At 69.2% G+C, this 18,450-nt stretch carries 20 protein-coding genes; 2 read left to right on the top strand and 18 right to left on the bottom strand.

Going from position 1 to position 18,450, the window contains the following annotated elements; translation table 11 throughout:
* Positions 1–125: 125 nt before the first annotated feature.
* The 9 genes from KXD96_RS15065 to KXD96_RS15025 all read right to left on the bottom strand — a co-directional run bounded on the left by KXD96_RS15065 (position 126) and on the right by KXD96_RS15025 (position 9,599).
* A complete protein-coding gene (locus KXD96_RS15065) occupies positions 126–1,001 on the bottom strand; it encodes an acyl-CoA thioesterase II (protein WP_260745392.1) in 876 nt (291 codons plus the stop codon).
* Positions 1,002–1,026: 25 nt separating this feature from the next.
* Positions 1,027–2,445 carry a pyruvate kinase gene (pyk, locus tag KXD96_RS15060; protein WP_260736807.1) on the bottom strand — a complete coding sequence of 473 codons (1,419 nt, stop codon included), beginning with the start codon at positions 2,443–2,445 and terminating at the stop codon, positions 1,027–1,029.
* Positions 2,446–2,499: 54 nt separating this feature from the next.
* A complete protein-coding gene (locus KXD96_RS15055; protein ID WP_260736805.1) occupies positions 2,500–2,940 on the bottom strand; it encodes a DUF2752 domain-containing protein in 441 nt (146 codons plus the stop codon).
* Between the two features lie 26 nt (positions 2,941–2,966).
* On the bottom strand, positions 2,967–4,313 hold the full coding sequence (locus tag KXD96_RS15050; RefSeq protein WP_260736801.1) for a prolipoprotein diacylglyceryl transferase: 1,347 nt from the start codon (positions 4,311–4,313) through the stop codon (positions 2,967–2,969).
* The gene (trpA, locus tag KXD96_RS15045; protein WP_260736798.1) at positions 4,310–5,125 is read right to left on the bottom strand and encodes a tryptophan synthase subunit alpha; all 816 of its coding nucleotides are present in this window, start codon (positions 5,123–5,125) and stop codon (positions 4,310–4,312) included. The genes KXD96_RS15050 and trpA overlap by 4 nt, the downstream gene beginning before the upstream one ends.
* Complete coding sequence (gene trpB, locus KXD96_RS15040) at positions 5,122–6,384, bottom strand: tryptophan synthase subunit beta (protein ID WP_396876674.1); 1,263 nt, start codon at positions 6,382–6,384, stop codon at positions 5,122–5,124. The genes trpA and trpB overlap by 4 nt, the downstream gene beginning before the upstream one ends.
* Before the next feature lie 74 nt (positions 6,385–6,458).
* Positions 6,459–7,277: an indole-3-glycerol phosphate synthase TrpC gene (gene trpC / locus KXD96_RS15035; protein WP_260736793.1), complete on the bottom strand. Its 819-nt coding sequence runs from the start codon at positions 7,275–7,277 to the stop codon at positions 6,459–6,461.
* Between the two features lie 113 nt (positions 7,278–7,390).
* Entirely contained in the window at positions 7,391–8,068 is a 678-nt protein-coding gene (locus tag KXD96_RS15030; RefSeq protein ID WP_260736791.1) for a TIGR02234 family membrane protein, read from the bottom strand.
* Positions 8,061–9,599, bottom strand: coding sequence for an anthranilate synthase component I (locus tag KXD96_RS15025; protein WP_260736788.1), 1,539 nt, complete (start codon positions 9,597–9,599; stop codon positions 8,061–8,063). The genes KXD96_RS15030 and KXD96_RS15025 overlap by 8 nt, the downstream gene beginning before the upstream one ends.
* Positions 9,600–9,695: 96 nt before the next feature.
* On the opposite strand from KXD96_RS15025, the gene KXD96_RS15020 reads away from it, so the two are divergent.
* Positions 9,696–10,166 (top strand): peroxiredoxin, encoded by a 471-nt coding sequence (locus tag KXD96_RS15020; protein WP_260736783.1) that lies wholly within the window; start codon positions 9,696–9,698, stop codon positions 10,164–10,166.
* Here KXD96_RS15020 and KXD96_RS15015 read toward each other — a convergent pair.
* Positions 10,156–11,250, bottom strand: coding sequence for a calcium:proton antiporter (locus KXD96_RS15015; protein ID WP_260736780.1), 1,095 nt, complete (start codon positions 11,248–11,250; stop codon positions 10,156–10,158). The two genes, KXD96_RS15020 and KXD96_RS15015, sit on opposite strands and share 11 nt — an antisense overlap.
* Positions 11,251–11,647: 397 nt before the next feature.
* Here KXD96_RS15015 and KXD96_RS15010 point away from each other — a divergent pair, with 397 nt between their 5' ends.
* Positions 11,648–11,986 carry a WhiB family transcriptional regulator gene (locus KXD96_RS15010; protein ID WP_396878807.1) on the top strand — a complete coding sequence of 113 codons (339 nt, stop codon included), beginning with the start codon at positions 11,648–11,650 and terminating at the stop codon, positions 11,984–11,986.
* A 34-nt stretch (positions 11,987–12,020) separates the two neighbouring features.
* Here the strand turns inward: KXD96_RS15010 and hisI are convergent, their stop codons facing one another.
* The 8 genes from hisI to hisD are packed head-to-tail and all read right to left on the bottom strand — an operon-like array spanning position 12,021 to position 18,428.
* Entirely contained in the window at positions 12,021–12,368 is a 348-nt protein-coding gene (hisI, locus tag KXD96_RS15005) for a phosphoribosyl-AMP cyclohydrolase (RefSeq protein WP_260736776.1), read from the bottom strand.
* Positions 12,365–13,150: an imidazole glycerol phosphate synthase subunit HisF gene (gene hisF, locus KXD96_RS15000; RefSeq protein ID WP_260736774.1), complete on the bottom strand. Its 786-nt coding sequence runs from the start codon at positions 13,148–13,150 to the stop codon at positions 12,365–12,367. The genes hisI and hisF overlap by 4 nt, the downstream gene beginning before the upstream one ends.
* A 1-nt stretch (position 13,151) precedes the next feature.
* Entirely contained in the window at positions 13,152–13,955 is an 804-nt protein-coding gene (locus tag KXD96_RS14995; protein WP_260736772.1) for an inositol monophosphatase, read from the bottom strand.
* Between the two features lie 4 nt (positions 13,956–13,959).
* Positions 13,960–14,691, bottom strand: coding sequence for a bifunctional 1-(5-phosphoribosyl)-5-((5-phosphoribosylamino)methylideneamino)imidazole-4-carboxamide isomerase/phosphoribosylanthranilate isomerase PriA (gene priA, locus KXD96_RS14990; protein WP_260736770.1), 732 nt, complete (start codon positions 14,689–14,691; stop codon positions 13,960–13,962).
* A 20-nt stretch (positions 14,692–14,711) separates the two neighbouring features.
* On the bottom strand, positions 14,712–15,332 hold the full coding sequence (gene hisH / locus KXD96_RS14985) for an imidazole glycerol phosphate synthase subunit HisH (protein WP_260736766.1): 621 nt from the start codon (positions 15,330–15,332) through the stop codon (positions 14,712–14,714).
* Positions 15,329–15,961 (bottom strand): imidazoleglycerol-phosphate dehydratase HisB, encoded by a 633-nt coding sequence (hisB, locus tag KXD96_RS14980; protein ID WP_260736764.1) that lies wholly within the window; start codon positions 15,959–15,961, stop codon positions 15,329–15,331. The genes hisH and hisB overlap by 4 nt, the downstream gene beginning before the upstream one ends.
* Positions 15,958–17,094 carry a histidinol-phosphate transaminase gene (locus KXD96_RS14975; protein WP_260736762.1) on the bottom strand — a complete coding sequence of 379 codons (1,137 nt, stop codon included), beginning with the start codon at positions 17,092–17,094 and terminating at the stop codon, positions 15,958–15,960. The genes hisB and KXD96_RS14975 overlap by 4 nt, the downstream gene beginning before the upstream one ends.
* Positions 17,091–18,428, bottom strand: coding sequence for a histidinol dehydrogenase (gene hisD, locus KXD96_RS14970; protein ID WP_260736760.1), 1,338 nt, complete (start codon positions 18,426–18,428; stop codon positions 17,091–17,093). The genes KXD96_RS14975 and hisD overlap by 4 nt, the downstream gene beginning before the upstream one ends.
* Positions 18,429–18,450 lie beyond the last annotated feature (22 nt).

The following is an 18,450-nucleotide window of genomic DNA, read 5'->3' as shown; positions in this document are numbered from 1 at the left end:
TGACGTTCCAGCTGGGCGGCTGTTCGCCGCCTCTGCACCGAATACCCGGCTGCTAGGAACTTACGCCCGATTCCGGCCCTGCCGGGCGGGAATCACCGCGATGTCCTGCGGGTATTCCGCCCTGTCTATCGGCGGGCGGGCGGAAAGTATTTCAGCACCCCTTCTTGGACCACCGTCGCCAGGACCTGGCCGGAGCGCTCGAAGAAGTGACCGGCGCCCAACCCGCGCGAATCCGCGGCCACCGGCGACGACGTCGAATACAGCACCCAGTCGTTGAAGTTGACCTGCCGGTGAAACCACACCGAATGGTTGGCCGAGGCGGCGAAGATGCGGTCGAAACCCCACGACAGGCCATGGGTGGTGATCACCGAGTCCAGCACCGTGGTGTCGGAGGAGTACACCATGGTCGCGGTGTGCAGAACGGGGTCGTCCGGCAGTTTGGCGCCGGCCTTCATCCAAACCCGATTGTGCGGGAGCCGATCGCCCTTCTGCCGCATCACCCAGGCCGGGTCGTTGGTGTAGCGCCACTCGATCGGCTGTAGGGCGTTGACGAAGTGCGGAACGGTCTGCTCGTAGCCGCGCAGCAGCTCGCTGATCGGCGGCTGGGTTTCGGGCTCCCCCACCTGCGGCGGCTCGACAGCGTGTTCGAGGCCGCGGCCGCCGGCCATGTACGAGATCAGCGCCGAGGACAACAGCATGCCGTCCTGCACGGCGTCGACGCGCCGATTGGCGAAGCGCCGCTCGTCACGCAGCCGGGTGACGTGGAACTCGATGTTCTCGGCGGTGTCGCCGCCGTTGACGAAGTGCACCGACAGCGCACTGGGCGGCAGGTCCTCCCGGACCAGCGTGCGGCTGCTCGCGACGAACGACTGGGCCATGAGCTGGCCACCGAACGTCCGCATCGGGTTCTTGCTGGGGTGAGAGCCAAGAAATCGGTCGTCGGCGACCCGCCTGAGCTCGAGGGTCGCAAGCAGTTCCTGGAAATCGGAATCGGTGCTGATCGCGGCCTCTCCTTGGCTCGATTGCCTAGACGTCGTCCTCGCCGATCCGGTGCACGTGGATCAGGTTGGTCGACCCCACTGTGCCAGGTGGCGCGCCGGCCACGATCACCACCAGGTCACCGCGCTTGTAGCGACCGAGTTCCAGCAGCGACTTGTCCACCTGACGGATCATGCCGTCGGTGGACGTCATCATCGGGACGATGAAGGTCTCCGTGCCCCAGGTCATGGCGAGTTGGCTGCGCACCTCGGGCCACGCGGTGAACGCCAGCAGCGGCAGCGGGGTATGCAGCCGCGCCAATCGCTTGACGGTGTCACCGGACTGGGTGAAAGCGACCAGCGCCTTGGCGTCCAGGCGCTCGCCGATGTCCCGGGCGGCATAGGAGATCACCCCGCGCTTGGTGCGCGGCACGTGCGTCAGCGGCGGAGCGGCGGTGGAATTTTCCTCGACGGCGCAGATGATCCGCGCCATCGTCCGCACGGCCGCCAGCGGATATTTCCCCACCGACGTTTCGCCGGACAGCATCACCGCGTCGGCGCCGTCGAGCACGGCGTTGGCGACGTCGGAGGCCTCGGCGCGCGTCGGCCGTGAGTTTTCGATCATGGAGTCGAGCATCTGGGTCGCCACGATGACGGGCTTGGCGTTCTCCCGGGCCATCTGGATCGCCCGCTTCTGCACCAGCGGCACCTCTTCGAGCGGCAATTCGACGCCCAGGTCGCCGCGGGCCACCATGATCGCGTCGAACGCCAGGACGATCGCTTCCAGGTTGTCGACGGCTTCCGGCTTCTCCAGCTTGGCGATCACCGGCACCCTCCGGCCGATCCGATCCATCACCTCGTGCACCAACTCGACGTCGGACGGGGAGCGCACGAACGACAGCGCGACCAGGTCGACACCGAGATCCAGCGCGAACGTGAGGTCCTCGATGTCCTTGTCCGACAAGGCCGGTGCGGACACATTCATGCCGGGGAGCGAGATGCCCTTGTTGTTGCTGACGGGGCCACCCTCGACGACGGTGCAGATGACGTCGTCGCCGTCGATGCGGTCGACGACCAGACCCACCTTGCCGTCGTCGACCAGTACCCGGTCACCGACCGACGCGTCCGTGGCCAGCTTCTTGTAGGTGGTGGACACGCGGTCGTGTGTGCCTTCGCAGTCCGCGACGGTGATGCACACGGTTTCGCCGTCGGCCCAGTAGGTGGACCCGGTGGCGAAACGCCCCAGCCGAATCTTCGGGCCCTGCAGGTCGGCGAGTACACCGACCGCGCGGCCGGTGGTGTCCGACGCTGCCCGCACCCGCTCGTAGGCGGCTTTGTGGTCGGAGTAGTCGCCGTGACTGAAGTTCAACCGGGCAACGTCCATTCCGGCCTCGACCAGCGCCAGAATCAGCTCGTCCGAATTCGTCGCAGGGCCAAGGGTGCAGACGATCTTCCCGCGTCTACTCACGCCGACACAGCATAGTCGCGTGGCCCCACGCACGGGCTGTCGCGCAGGGCGCGGCTAACCACTCTTAATCGCCGGAAACAGCGGGAAGCCGGGCAGGTTACGCAGCACCGTCCACGCGATGACGGCCAGCACCATCGTCAGCCAAGCCGGCGTCGACGGCGCCGGTTTGCCACGGCCGCGGCGAATCAGCAACCATCCGGCCAGCATCGGGAGGCCGACCAGCAGGAAGACATTCGCGTTGACGGCGGCGAGCAGGTCGCCGTGTAGTAGGTCGTACGTCATGCGCAGGCCGCCGCAGAACGGGCAGTTCCAGCCCGTGAGCAATTTGAAGGGGCATTGCGGGTACAACGAATTCGTGTCGTGCGGGTCGACCAGACCGACGTAGCCGAGCGCGCCACCCAGCACCGCGGCGGTACCGGCGGCGACGTAACGTCCCGGGCGGCGCTGGCCGTGACACTGTTCCGCCGCTTGTCCAGCGGGATGGGGTTGCGTCACCCGTTCAGCATGCCAGATCGCGCCGGCTACTCGGGGTTCGACGGCCGATTCCTTCGCAGCCTCCAGCGACGACGGGTTTCCTTGTACGGCTCGGCGGCCGAAGCGGGTTCGGCCGCCTCCTGCGCCGGTTTTGGCTCGGATTGATCGTCCGCCTCGGCTTCCGGCTCTTCTGTTTCGGGCTCTTCGGCTTCGGGCTCGTCTGTTTCGGATTCTTCGGCATCCGCCTTTTCAGCTTCCGCCTCGGGCTCCTCGGCTTCGGGCTCTTCTGTTTCTACTTGTGGCTCTTCGGCTTCCGCCGCTTCAGCCTCGGCTTCCGGCTCCTCGGCTTCGGGCTCCTCGGGTTCGGGCTCCGCGGTCTGGGGCTCGTCGACTTGGACGGCCTCCTCCGTCTCCGCCGATTCGTCTTCCCCGTCGGGCACCGCCACCGCCGCAGTCGTCGCCTCGGCCGAGACGGCGGTCGGTGACTCCTCCGCCGGCTCCGCTGCCCGGGATTCCCCGGCGCCGTGATCGGTGCCGCGCAGGCTCTCGGGCGCCTCGCGCCCCTTCGGAGCTGCCATCAGGTACACCACGGCCCCGATGAACACGAAAGTCGATGTGAACGAATTGATCCGGATGCCCGCGATGTGGGTGGCGGTGTCGTCGCGAAGCAGCTCGACGCCGAAGCGCCCGATGCAGTAACTGGCCACATACAGGGCGAACAGTCGCCCGTGGCCCAACCTGAATCGCCGGTCGGCGTAGATCAACACGACGAAAACCAGGACGTTCCAAACCAATTCGTACAGGAACGTGGGCTGCACGACGAGCGCCACCTGCCCGGTCGAGACACCGTCCAACGAGTGGGGATCGATGTATCCCGAGGGGTCTCGGCGGTAGAAGATCTCCAAACCCCACGGCAGCGTGGTTTCCCGGCCGTAGAGCTCCTGGTTGAAATAGTTGCCGAGCCGGCCGATGGCCTGCGCCAAGATGATTCCGGGAGCCACCGCGTCGGCGAAGGCCGGAAGCGGAATGCCGTGCCGCCGGCAACCGATCCACGCGCCGACGGCACCGAGCGCCACCGCGCCCCAGATGCCCAGGCCGCCGTCCCAAATGCGCACCGCCGCACCCAACCCGGCGCCGCCCGGCCCCCAATATGTCCGCCAGTCGGTCGCCAGGTGATAGAGCCGGCCGCCGACCAACCCGAACGGCACAACCCACAACGCAATGTCATAGATGACGCCGCGCTGCCCGCCGCGGGCCTCCCAGCGGCGGTCGCCGATCAGCAGCGCCACCACGATGCCGATGATGATGAACAACGCGTAGGCGCGAATGGGCAGCGGCCCAAGGTGCCAGACACCTCGGGGCGGGCTGGGAAAGTACGTCGGCAACATCGTCATCGGGCGGACGCCTCCTGCCGGACACCGGCGGCCAGTTCCTCGGTCAGCGCCCGCAACGCCGGCAACCCACCCTCGCCGAGCGCCGATACCAACGCGGAGCCGACGATGACCCCGTCAGCGTAGCTGCCGATCTGCGCGGCCTGCTCCCGCGACCGCACCCCCAGGCCGACGCCGACGGGTATGTCCGACACCGCCCTTATCCGTTGCACCAATTCGGGTGCGGCGTGCGACACCGCGTCACGTGCCCCGGTCACGCCCATGGTGGAAGCGGCGTAGACGAATCCCCGCGATGCCTCGACGGTCATCGCCAACCGTTGCGGCGTCGAGGACGGCGCCACCAGAAAAATGCGATCCAACTGATGCTCCTCAGCTGCGGCCAGCCACGGGCCGGCTTCGTCGGGGATGAGGTCCGGAGTGATCATGCCGTGCCCGCCGGCCGCCGCGAGGTCGCGCGCGAATGCGTCGACCCCGTATCGCAACACCGGATTCCAATAGGTCATCACCACCGCGCGCCCACCGGCCGCGCTGATCGCCTCGACCGCGGCGAGCGTGTCCCGGACGCGCACTCCCCCGCGCAGCGCGGCCTCGGTGGCCCGGGCGATGGTCGGGCCGTCCATGCCCGGATCCGAGTAGGGCACACCGACTTCGACGATGTCGCAACCGGATTCGACCAGGGCGATCATCCCGTCCACCGAGCCCGACACGTCGGGGTAACCGGTGGGCAGGTAGCCGATCAGCGCCGCTCGATTCTCCTTGCGGCACTTGTCGAATACCGGCCCCAGCCTGCTGGCTTGCCTCTGTTGCACGGTCATCGCTCGCCGGCCCCCATCAAGCCGAACCATTTCGCGGCCGTCTCGACGTCCTTGTCGCCCCGGCCGGACAGGTTCACCACGATGATCGCGCCCTGACCCAGTTCGGGGCCGAGCTTGACCGCGCCGGCGACCGCGTGCGCCGATTCGATGGCCGGGATGATTCCCTCGGTGCGGCACAGCAGTGCGAACGCATCCATCGCTTCCGAGTCGGTGATCGGCCGGTATTCGGCGCGGCCGGTCTCCTTGAGGTACGCGTGCTCGGGACCCACCCCGGGATAATCCAGACCCGCTGAGATCGAATGGGATTCGATGGTCTGTCCGTCCTCGTCCTGCAGCAGGTAGGAAAAGGACCCCTGGAACGCCCCCGGTGAACCGCCCGCGAAAGTCGCGGCGTGCCTTCCGGTTTCGACGCCGTCACCGGCCGCCTCGAAGCCGACCAGGCGCACGCCCGGGTCGTCGATGAACGGGTGGAAGATACCGATGGCGTTGGATCCGCCGCCGACGCAGGCCACGACCGCGTCGGGCAACCGGCCCGCCTGGGCCTGGATCTGCACCCGCGCCTCCAGCCCGATGATTCGCTGAAAATCGCGCACCATCACCGGAAACGGATGCGGTCCCGCCGCGGTGCCGAAGCAATAGTAGGTGTTGTCGGCGTTGGTCACCCAATCGCGAAACGCCTCGTTGATGGCATCTTTGAGCGTTTTCGAGCCGCTCTGGACCGACACCACCTCGGCGCCCAGCAACCGCATCCGCGCCACGTTGAGCGCCTGCCGCGCGGTGTCCACGGCGCCCATGTAGATGACACATTCCAGGCCGAGCAAGGCGCATGCGGTGGCCGTGGCGACGCCGTGCTGACCCGCGCCGGTTTCGGCGATGACCCGGGTCTTGCCCATTCTCTTGGCCAGCAATGCCTGACCGAGAACGTTGTTGATCTTGTGAGAACCGGTGTGGTTCAGGTCTTCTCGCTTGAGGAAGACCCGTGCGGAGCCGGCATGCTCGGACAGCCGCTTGGCCTCGTACAGCGGCGAGGGCCGGCCGGCGTAGTTGGCCTGCAGATCGTCCAGGGTGTCCAGGAAGTCGGGATTGATGCGTTCCTTCTCGTAGGCGGCGGTGACCTCTTCGATTACCGCCATCAACGCCTCCGCGACGTAACGGCCGCCGTACACACCGAAATGGCCACCCGCATCGGGTTCGTGGCGGGTGGGTTCGGCGATGGCTGCGCTCGGAAGGGGAAGCTCCGGGCGGGAGAGGTTGACCATCACGAAGGCTCTGCGCGGGGACGGCTCATGAGGTTCAACGTTTCAGCGCCGGGGCTCTTCACGTGCCTTGCCGACTAGCGAGACGGTTTCGGACAGGACGGGTGGGTACCCGCGGTGACCAGGTCGGCGACCGCGGCGCGCGGGTCACCGCTTTTGACCAGACCCTCGCCGACCAGGACGGCGTCCGCACCGGCACCGGCGTAGGCCAGCAGATCCCCGGTGCCACGGACACCGGACTCGGCGATCCTGATCACGTTGCTGGGCAGCCCGGGGGCGATGCGCGCGAAGCAATCCCGGTCCACCTCCAGCGTCGCGAGATCACGTGCGTTGACGCCGATTACGTTCGCCCCGGCCTTCAGCGCGCGGTCGGCCTCCTCCTCGGTGTGCACCTCGACGAGGGCTGTCATGCCCAGTGATTCGGTGCGGTCCAGCATCGACACCAGAGCCGACTGGTCCAGCGCGGCAACGATGAGCAGCAGCATGTCGGCGCCGTGCGCGCGCGCTTCGTGGATCTGATACGGCTGCACGACAAAGTCTTTGCGCAGTACCGGTACGGACACCGCGGCGCGAACCGCATCGAGGTCGTCGAGCGATCCGCGAAAACGTCGCTCCTCGGTCAAGACGCTGATGATCCGGGCTCCACCCTCCTCGTACGCCCGGGCCAGCTTTGCCGGATCGGCAATGGTGGCCAGGGAACCCGCCGACGGGCTGGCGCGCTTGACTTCGGCGATGACACCGATGCCGGGCTCGCGCAGGGCGGCCATCACGTCACGCGGTGGCGGGGCGGCGGCAGCGGCGGCTTTGATTTCGGAGAGGCTGATGAGAGCTTCGCGCGCCGCAACGTCGGCCCGGACTCCCTCGAGGATGGAGTCAAGCACGGTAGCCGGACTCATGCCTGGTGCTTCCCTTCGCGCTGGTACCCATCGTCACCCCACGGCCTTTCTGACAAATTCCAGCCGATCGCGACGACGTGAATGAAGGGTAGCGACCCTCGGCTTGCGGCCACTCACCGACCCTCGGTGTCCGACTCGGGGGACCGATCGGTCGGGTCCTGGCCCTCGTCAAGCGCGTCCCAAATCATCCGCTCCGACATTTCCGGCGTCTCCGGCTGCTCCAGCATCGCGCCATCGTCGTCGCCGCGTAGGACATTTGATCGGCGCGTCGCAGGCGCCGCATACTTTTCCGCGCTCAACCGCGCCGACCCGGGATCGCCGGCCGACTGCAGCAACAGGACGGCCGCGATCAAGGTGCACGCCGCGGCGGCCACCGCGATGCCCGCGCCGGTGTAGCGCCGCTCGCTGCCCACCAGCGACATCACCGCGACGTGCGCCAGGTCGGCCCCACGCACGGCGACGTCCGGGAGCGCCCACAGGCTGATCCCGAGGTAGCCGACCGCCAGGCTGGCCACCGCCAACAGCCCCGCCAGCACCCGCAGCGGCCAGCCGCGCACCGCGATCGCCGCCACGGCCGTGGCCAGCATGAGCACCGCCAACGGCACCAGTGCCGTCGACCATGACCCGCCGGACAGCGTCACGTCGCGTGGCGGACCGAGGCCGTCGAACGACCGGATCACCACCCACGGCAACCGGGATGCCGCCCACAACGCCGCCGCGGACAGCACCAGCAACGCTTGCGCGACCCCGACGGTCAGCCGGGCACGCCGATTCGGGCGGGCCTCAGTCATGGCGGCCGGCATCCGGCGGGGTCAGCGTCTCGGCGGCGGCGATCGCGTTGAGCACCGCGCGGGCCTTGTTGGAGGCCTCGGTGTATTCGTACGGACCGTTGGAGTCGGCCACCACCCCGCCGCCGGCCTGGACGTAGGCGGTGCCGTCGCGCATCAGCGCGGTGCGGATGGCGATCGCGAAGTCGGCGTTGCCGGCGAAGTCCAGGTAGCCGACCACGCCGCCGTAGAGGCCGCGACGCGTCTTCTCCACCTCTTCGATCAGCTCCATAGCCCGCACCTTCGGCGCGCCCGACAGCGTGCCGGCCGGGAAGCAGGCCGTCACGGCGTCCAGGGCGGTCCGGCCCTCGGCGAGCATCCCGGTCACCGTCGACACCAGGTGCATGACGTGGCTGTAGCGCTCGATGTGGCTGTAATCCTCGACCCGCACGGTGCCCGGCGCGCAGACCCGGCCAAGGTCGTTGCGGCCCAGGTCAACCAGCATCAGGTGTTCGGCGCGCTCCTTGTCGTCGGCCAGCAGCTCCTTTTCCAGCAGCTGATCCTCTTCGTCGGTCCGCCCGCGCCAGCGCGTTCCGGCGATCGGGTGCGTCGTCGCCCAGCCGTCGTGGACGGTGACCAGCGCCTCCGGACTGGACCCGACGACCGAAAAGTCCGTTCCGCCAGCGTCATTCGGCACGTGCAGCAAATACATGTACGGGCTGGGGTTGGTGACGCGCAGCATCCGGTACACGTCGATCGGGTCGACATGGGTGTCCATCTCGAAGCGCTGGGAGGGGACGACCTGGAAGGCCTCGCCGGCGGCGATCTGCTCGACGAGGTAGTCGACGATCTTGCCGTACTCCTCGACCGTGCGCTGCGCGCGAAAACGCGGCTCGGGCCGGTCGAACGTGGCGACCGTGGACGGCAGCGGCTGGCCGAGCGCCGCGGTCATCACGTCCAGGCGGGCGAGCGCGTCGTCGTAGGCTTCGTCGACGCGCTCGTCGGTGCCGTTCCAGTTCACCGCGTTGGCGATCAGGGTGATGGTGCCCTCGTGGTGGTCGACCGCCGCCACGTCGGTGGCCAGCAGCAGCAGCATGTCGGGCAGGTGCAGGTCGTCGACGGCCAGTTCGGGCAGGCGTTCCAGGCGCCGCACCATGTCGTAGGCGAACAACCCGACCATGCCACCGGACAACGGCGGCAGCCCGGGCAGCGGCCCGGTGGCCAGCAGCTCGAGGGTGGCCCGCAGCGCGTGCAACGGGTCTCCGCCGGTGGGCGCGTCCTGCGGCACCGCCCCCAGCCACACCGCTTCGCCGTCGCGCACGGTCAGCGCCGACGGCGCGCCCGCGCCGATGAACGACCATCGCGACCAGGACCGGCCGTGCTCGGCGGACTCCAGCAGGAACGTTCCCGGGCGATTGGCGGCGAGCTTGCGGTAGGCCGATAACGGCGTCTCGCTGTCGGCCAGCACCTTGCGGGTCACCGGAACCACGCGGTGCTCGGCGGCCAGCTGGCGGAAGTCCTCTCGTGAGGTCGTCGCGGCGAGGTGGGCGTGCACCGAACCATCCTCCCAGATGGGGATCGAGGGTTCCGCGAGCGTAACGAGGCTGCGTTTTTGCGCCTGGCAGATTCGCGGTGGCGCTACGCTCGCGACATGAAAGCTGGTGACACCGTCGCGGACTTCGAACTTCCCGACCAGGCGGGGACGCCGCGCAAGCTCAGCGAGCTGCTTTCCGGGGGGCCCGTGGTGCTGTTCTTCTACCCCGCCGCGATGACGCCCGGCTGCACCAAGGAGGCGTGCCACTTCCGGGACCTGGCTGCCGAATTCGCCGCCGTGGGCGCCAACCGGGTCGGCATCAGCGCCGATCCCGTGGCCAAGCAGGCCAAGTTCGCCGACATGCAGAAGTTCGACTACCCGCTGCTGTCGGACACCGAGGGCACCGTCGCCGCGCAGTTCGGCGTCAAGCGCGGCCTGCTCGGCAAGCTGCTGCCCGTCAAGCGCACCACCTTCGTCATCGACACCGATCGCACGGTGCTCGATGTGATTTCCAGCGAGTTCAGCATGAACACCCACGCCGACAAGGCGTTGGAGACACTGCGCGGCCGGTCAGCGGCTACGGGCTGATCGCCAGGAACACGTAGGCGGCCAGCAGCGCCAGATGCAGCTCGCCCTGCAGCCGGGTGGCCCGCCCGGGAACGACGGTCAGCATGCTGATCACGACGGTAAGCGCGAGGAGCACCAGCTGAATGGGGCCCAAGCCGAGCACCAGCGGCCCCTTGAGCCAGATGGACGCCAGCGCGATCACCGGGATGGTGAGCCCGATGCTGGCCATCGCCGACCCATACGCCAGGTTGAGGCTGGTCTGAATGCGGCCCTGGCGCGCCGCGCGCGCGGCCGCCAGCGTCTCCGGCAGCAGCACCAGCGCGGCGATCACCACGCCGACGAATGACTGCGGGAACCCGACCGCGGTCACCGCCCGCTCGACGGCCGGCGATTCCTCCTCAGCCAGCCCCACCACCGCGACCAGGGCTACCAGCAGCAGCCCCAGACTGCCCAGCGCGGCGCCGCGGCTCGGCGGCTCGGCATGGCTTTCGTCCTCGAACAGTCGCTTGCGCTGACCCTTCTGCGCGACCGGCAGGAAGAAGTCGCGGTGGCGCACCGTCTGCGTGAAGACGAAGACCAGGTAGACGAGGAGCGAGGCGACCGCCGCGAAGGCCAGCTGGGCCGGAGAGAACTCCCTGCCCACTTGGCTGGTGGTGAACGCGGGCAGCACCAGGCTCAGCGTCGCCAGCGTGGTGACCGTAGCCAGCGCGGCGCCGCTGCCCTCGGCGTTGAACAACGTCACCCCGTAGCGCCGGGAGCCGAGCAGCAGCGACAACCCCGCGATGCCGTTGGTGGTGATCATCGCCGCGGCGAAAACGGTGTCCCTGGCCAGGGTCGCGGCCTCGTTGCCCCCCGACGCCATCAGCGAGACGATGAGGGCCACCTCGATCACCGTCACCGCCGCCGCGAGCACCAGCGAGCCGAACGGCTCATCGACCCGGGCCGCGACCACCTCCGCGTGATGCACCGCGGCCAGCACGGCGCCGATGAGCAATGCCGCCGCCAGCGCGACCAGCGCCGGGCCCAGCTCCTCGCCCCAGATCAATGCCAGCACCAGGACGGAAAGCAACGGCACAACCACCGTCCACGACACCCGTCTCAACATCGACCGCCATTCTCTTCGAAGGCACCCGGTCGGGCGAACCGAGACGGACGCGGGTCCTCGCTAATCCGTCGGTGCCGCATCGCCGGCCTCAAAAGCATGCCCGGCGGAGGAGCGATTCAAGAACCCGGACCACCTCGTCGACGCCGAACCCGGTGCCTGTCCGGGCCCAAGTGGCGCATTGCGAGGGGCCCGCAGAGATGCTGCGGCGTTCCTTGAACCAAAGTCCTTTGACGCTTGTGACAATAGCCCCTACGTTCGCCCGACGTCGTTTCATACGGTCGCAACATTCGCCTCGGGTTTACACGGGCTTCACCGGAGGGAAGTCAAGACAGGCACGTCTGAACGCTGATCTTCAGCGCGGCCGGAGTGAAGGGGGAAAGCGGTGTCAGCTCGCCAAATCACCGCACAACGGGGCAACAATAATTCAATTCACGACCATCTCCGCAGTGTGAACACGGAGGATCGCGCTGCCTGGGTTTCCAGAGCGCTCTGCCGTACCGGCGACCCGGACGGGTTGTTCGTGCGCGGCGCCGCCCAGCGAAAAGCCGCGGCTATCTGCCGGCACTGCCCGGTGGTCCTGGAGTGCGGCGCCGAGGCGCTCGACAACCGAGTGGAGTGGGGCGTCTGGGGCGGGATGACCGAACGCCAGCGCCGAGCCCTGCACAGGCAGCACCCCGAGATGGTGTCCTGGGCCGAATTCCTGGCCGCCCAGCGCCGGCACCGCGCCGCGAGTTAGCACCGGGGGCCGTTTCGCCTAGGCCCGCATCAAGCTAGGTTTCGGGTCGCAAGAGCACGTCGGCGTCGAAGCAGCTGTGGTCGCCGGTGTGGCAGGCGCCGCCCACCTGGTCGACCGTCAGCAGCACGGTGTCGCCGTCGCAGTCCAGCCGCACGGAGTGCACGTATTGGGTGTGGCCGCTCGTCGCGCCCTTGACCCACTGCCGGGCGCGGGACCGCGAATAATACGTCGCCTCACGGGTTTCCAGCGTGCGGGCCAGCGCCGCGTCGTCCATCCAGGCGACCATCAGCACGTCGCCGGTGCCGCGCTCCTGCACGACGGCGGTGAACAGGCCGTCGGCGTTCCGCTTCAGCCGCGCGGCGATCTGCGGGTCCAGTGTCATCGCACGGTGATCCCCTCGGCCGCCATGGCGGCCTTCACCTGGCCGATGGTCAGCTCCCGGAAGTGAAAGACGCTGGCCGCCAGCACCGCATCCGCGCCGGCGGAGACCGCGGGCGCGAAGTGTTCGGCCGCTCCGGCGCCGCCGCTGGCGATCACCGGCACGGTGACCGCCGAGCGCACCGCCCGCAGCATCGGCAAGTCGAACCCGGCCTTGGTGCCGTCGGCGTCCATCGAGTTCAGCAGGATCTCCCCCACGCCCAGATCGGCGCCGCGCGAGGCCCATTCGACGGCGTCGATGCCCGTCCCGCGGCGTCCGCCGTGGGTGGTGACCTCCCAGCCGGACGGTGTCGGCGCCGACTCCGGGGGCACGCTGCGGGCGTCGACCGACAGCACGATGCATTGCGAGCCGAACTGCCTTGCCAGTTCTTCCAGCAGGTCGGGCCGCGCGATCGCGGCGGTGTTGATCGAAACCTTGTCGGCCCCCGCGCGCAGCAGGACGTCGACGTCGGCCACGGTACGAACCCCGCCGCCGACGGTCAGCGGGATGAAAACCTGCTCGGCCGTGCGGCGCACCACCTCCAGCATGGTGGCCCGCCCCGACGACGAGGCGGTGACGTCGAGGAAGGTGAGTTCGTCGGCGCCCTCGGCGTCGTAGGCGGCGGCGAGCTCGACGGGATCGCCCGCGTCGCGCAGGTTTTCGAAGTTGACCCCCTTGACCACCCGCCCGGCGTCGACGTCCAGGCAGGGAATCACCCGTACCGCAAGGCCGTTACCGGCGGGCATCTCAGTAGTCCTCCGGTCGGCCCGTGCTGCGCAGGACCTCGAGGATCTCGGCGTGTGCGCGCGGGCCCGCGGCCAGCACGGAATCCGATGCGGGGCGCCACGGTTCGCCGTGGACATCGGTGACGACACCGCCCGCCGCCCGCACCAGCGCGACGCCGGCGGCGTGGTCCCACACGTGGCCCCCGAAACTGATTGAGCCACCCAGGATTCCGTCGGCGACATAGGCGAGGTCGAGTCCGGTGGACCCGTGCATGCGCAACCGCGACGAGACCCGGCTCAGGTTCTGAAGCACCGCGATGCGATAGCGCCCCGGGAACCGGCCCCGCGCGTCGGCGCTGAACGAGCCGGCGCCGATCAGGGCGTCGGCCAGGTCGATGTCGGCCAGCGGCGGCCGCTTGACACCGTTTTTCATCAGCGGGCCGTCCACCACCGCGGTGTAGCGCTGGTCGACGAAGGGCAGCCAGGTCAGTCCGGCCACCGGGTCACCGTGGTGCAGCAGGCCCAGCAGGATGCCGGCCATCGGCGATCCGGCCGCGTAGTTGAACGTGCCGTCGACCGGGTCGAGCACCCACACCCACTCCGAGTCGACGTCGGTGCCGCCGAATTCCTCGCCGTGTACGCCGATCCCGGTGGCCTCGGTCAGCGCGGCCACCACCTGCCGCTCGATCGCGAGGTCGACATCGGTGGCGAAGTCGTTGCCCTTCTTCTGGACCGCCGAATCGGCGCGGTGGCCGGCGAGGAACGGCTCGGTGGCCTCGTCGAGGATCGCCGCCGCCTTCTCCACCAAAGCGCCCAGATCAGCCACGGCCCTACCCCGCGACCGCGGCGAGCGCCTGGGGCAGGGTAAACCGCCCGGCGTAGAGGGCTTTGCCCACGATGGCACCCTCGACCCCGCGGTCGGTCAGGGTGGCGATCGCGCGCAGGTCGTCCAGGCTGGACACGCCGCCGGAGGCGATCACCGGGGCCTCGGTGCGCTCGGCGACGGCGGCCAGCAGCTCGAGGTTGGGGCCGCCCAGTGTGCCGTCCTTGGTGACGTCGGTGACGACGAAGCGCGAACACCCCTCGCCATCAAGGCGTTCCAGCACTTCCCACAGGTCGCCGCCGTCGGTTTCCCAGCCGCGTCCGCGCAGCCGGTGCCGCCCTTCGATGATCTGCACGTCGAGGCCGACGGCGACTTTCTCGCCGTGCTCGGCGATCGCGCGCGCACACCACTGTGGATTCTCCAAAGCCGCGGTGCCCAGGTTGACCCGGGCGCAGCCGGTGGCCAGCGCCGCGCTCAGGGAGTCATCGTCGCGGATCCCGCCAGACAGCTCCACGTGCACGTCGAGCTTGCCGACCAGCTCGGCGAGCAGCTCGCGGTTGGAGCCGCGCCCGAACGCCGCGTCCAAGTCGACCAGGTGGATCCATTCCGCGCCGTCGCGCTGCCAGCCGAGCGCCGCGTCCAGCGCCGAGCCGTACGCGGTTTCACTGCCCGCCTTGCCCTGCACCAGGCGCACGGCGCGGCCGTCGACCACGTCGACCGCGGGCAACAAGATCAACACATTCCCTCCAGAGCCGTTCGTCACAGTGCCTCGATCCAGTTGCGCAGCACGGCCGCACCGGCATCGCCGCTCTTTTCCGGGTGGAACTGGGTGGCCGACAGCGGTCCTTGCTCGACGGCGGCCAGAAACGGCACCCCGTGGGTGGCCCAGGTGAGCACGGCCTCCGGCGCACCCTCCCAGCGCTGCGCGGCGTAGGAGTGCACGAAGTAGAAGCGGGCGTCGGCGTTCAGCCCCTTGAACAGGGTGCTGCCGGCCCCGGCATCGACCACGTTCCAGCCCATGTGCGGAATCACCGGGGCATCCAACCGCGTGACCTCTCCCGGCCACTGGCCGCAACCCGTTGTCTGCACGCCGAATTCGACGCCGGTGGCGAACAGGATCTGCATGCCCACACAGACGCCCAGCACCGGGCGCCCCGCGGCGACCCGGTCGGCGATGATGCGGTCTCCCCTCACCCTGCGCAGGCCCGTCATGCAGGCCTCGAAGGCCCCAACGCCGGGCACCACCAGGCCGTCGGCGGTGGTCGCCGCATCGGCGTCGGCGGTCACCTCGACCGACGCGCCCGCCCGCTGCAGCGCGCGCTGGGCCGACCGCAGATTGCCGGAGCCGTAATCCAGGACGACGACGGATGGTGCTGTCACAGAACACCTTTGGTTGACGGCACGTCGGAAACCCGTGGGTCGGGCTCGACGGCCTGGCGCAGCGCGCGGGCCACTGCCTTGTACTGCGCTTCGGTGACGTGGTGTGGGTCGCGCCCGTACAGGACCCGCACGTGCAGCGCGATGCGGGCGTTCATCGCCAGCGACTCGAACACGTGCCGGTTGATGACGGTGTGGTACGGCACGGAGCTGCCGGCAATGGTGGTGTGTCGCAGGTGATCCGGCTCGCCGGTGTGCACGCAATAGGGCCGGCCGGAGACGTCGACGACGGCGTGCGCCAGCGTCTCGTCCATCGGGATGAAGGCGTCGCCGAACCGGCGGATGCCCCGTTTGTCGCCGAGGGCCTGCCCCAGCGCCTGGCCCAGCGCGATCGCGGTGTCCTCGATGGTGTGGTGACCCTCGATCTCGACGTCGCCCTTGGTGCGCACGGTCAGGTCGAAGCTGGCGTGACTGCCCAGCGCCGTCAGCATGTGGTCGTAGAACGGCACCCCGGTGTCGACATGGACCTGGCCGGTGCCGTCGAGGTCGAGTTCGATGACGATGTCGGATTCCTTGGTGCGGCGCTCGATACGCGCGCGCCGGGCGGCTTTTCCTGTTTCGGTGGTGGTCACGGGGCTCCTACTGGGGTGGCTGGGGCCAGTTCGGTGGCGGCGATCTGGGCGCTGGCCCGCAAGAAGGCATCGTTCTCTTCGGCCAGTCCGGTCGTGACGCGCAGGTAGCCGGGAATTCCGACGTCGCGGATCAACACGCCGGCGTCCAAGTAGCGCTGCCAGGTGGCCGGGGCGTCGGCGAATTGCCCGAACAACACGAAGTTCGCGTCGCTGGGAATCACCCGAAAACCCATTCCGCTCAATGCCTTTACGACGCGTTCGCGTTCGGCGATCAGGGTGGCGACGCTGCCCAGCGTGTCGTCGGCGTGCCGCAGCGCGGCCCGGGCCGCGGCCTGGGTGATCGACGACAGGTGATAAGGCAGCCGCACCAGCAGCATCGCGTCGATCACCGCGGGAGTGGCGATCAGGTACCCGAGCCGCCCGCCCGCGAAGGCGAACGCCTTGCTCATGGTGCGGGTGACGATGAGCTTGGTCGGATACTCCCGCACCAGCCCCACGGCGCTGGGCTCGGAGGAGAACTCGCCGTAGGCCTCGTCGACGATCAAAATGCCCGGCACCACGCCCAGCAGCCGCCGCAGATCCGGCAGCGAAACGCTCTGCCCGGACGGGTTGTTGGGGCTGGCGATGAAGACCACATCGGGTTGGCGTTCGGTGACCGCGGCGACGGCGACGTCGACGTCGAGGCTGAAGTCGTCCGCGCGCGCGGCTTCGAGCCATTCCGTGCGCGTGGCGTCAGAGATGATGGGGTGCATCGAGTAGGAGGGGACGAACCCGATCGCGGTGCGCCCGGGCCCACCGAACGCCTGTAGCAGCTGTTGCAGGATCTCGTTGGATCCGTTTGCGGCCCAGACGTTTTCCACGCCGATTTGCACGCCGGTCTGGCCGGTGAGGTAGCCGGCCAGACCCCGGCGCAGCTCCACCGCGTCGCGGTCGGGATAGCGGTGCAGGTCGGCGGCCGCCGCGGCCACCGACCGCACGACGTCGTCCACCAGCGCCCGGCTGGGCGGGTGCGGGTTCTCGTTGGTGTTCAGCCGCACCGGGACCGCCAATTGCGGTGCGCCGTAGGGAGATTTGCCGCGCAGGTCGTCGCGCAGCGGCAGGTCGTCCAGCGTGGGCTCCCGCGGCTCGGTCATCGCTCGAACCTCCGCCGTATCGCCTCGCCGTGCGCCGGCAGGTCTTCGGCCTTGGCCAGCGTGACCACGTGTCCCGAGACGTCCTTGAGGGCGGCCTCGGTGTAGTCGACGACGTGGATGCCGCGCAGGAAGGTCTGCACCGACAGTCCGCTGGAATGCCGGGCCGAGCCCGCGGTCGGCAGCACGTGATTGGACCCGGCGCAGTAGTCGCCCAGGCTCACGGGCGAGTACGGCCCGACGAAAATGGCTCCGGCCGAACGTATTCGGGCGGCCACCTCCGGCGCGTCGACGGTCTGGATCTCCAGGTGTTCGGCGGCATACGCGTTGACCACCTTGACGCCGGCGTCCAGGTCGTCGACGACGATGATCGCCGACTGGCGGCCACCGAGCGCCGCGGCCACCCGGTCGCGGTGCACGGTCGTGCGCAGCTGGGCGGCCACCTCTGCTTCGGTGGCGGCCGCCAGGTCCTCGCTGGGGGTCACCAGCACGCTGCCCGCCATCTCGTCGTGCTCGGCCTGGCTGATCAGGTCGGCCGCCACATGCGCCGCGTCGGCGGTGTGGTCGGCCAGGATGGCGATCTCGGTCGGGCCCGCCTCGGCGTCGATGCCGACCCGCGAACGGCACAGCCGCTTGGCGGCGGTGACATAGATGTTGCCGGGGCCGGTGATCATGTCGACGGGCGCCAGTTCGGCACCGTCGGTGTCGGCGCCGCCGTAGGCCAGCAGGGCCACCGCCTGCGCACCGCCGACGGCCCACACCTCGTCGACCCCGAGCAGCCGCGCGGCGGCCAGGATCGTCGGATGTGGCAGGCCGTCAAACCGGGCCTGCGGCGGGCTGGCCACCACCAACGAGTCCACGCCGGCGGCCTGCGCCGGCACCACGTTCATCACCACGCTGGACGGGTACACCGCGTTGCCGCCGGGCACGTAAAGGCCCACCCGCTCGACGGGGACCCATCGCTCGGTGACCGTCGCGCCCGGACCAAGCGTGGTGGTGACGTCGGCGCGGCGCTGGTCGGCGTGCACGGCGCGGGCGCGTTCGATCATCACCCGCAGGGCTTCCGCGACGCCGGGGTCCAGATCCGCAAGCGCCGCCTCGAGCCCCGCGCCGGGCACCCGGACGGCCGCGGGCCGCACACCGTCGAATGACGCCCCGAACTCCAGCGCCGCCTCGGCGCCGCGCTCGGCGACGGCCTGCACGATCGGCCGCACCTTGGGCAGGACGCTCTCCACGTCGGCGCCGCCACGCGGCAACGCGGACCGCAACCGGGCAGCCGTCAGCTCCACGCCCCGCAGGTCGATGCGGGCCATGACGGGCGCTGAAGTGGTACTCATTGCCTCCATTGTCCCAGAGCAA

This window comes from Mycobacterium sp. SMC-2 (assembly GCF_025263485.1).
Classification (GTDB): Bacteria; Actinomycetota; Actinomycetes; order Mycobacteriales; family Mycobacteriaceae; genus Mycobacterium.
The sequence above is the reverse complement of the archived record's forward strand: the minus strand, read 5'-3'. Positions and strand labels throughout refer to the sequence as shown.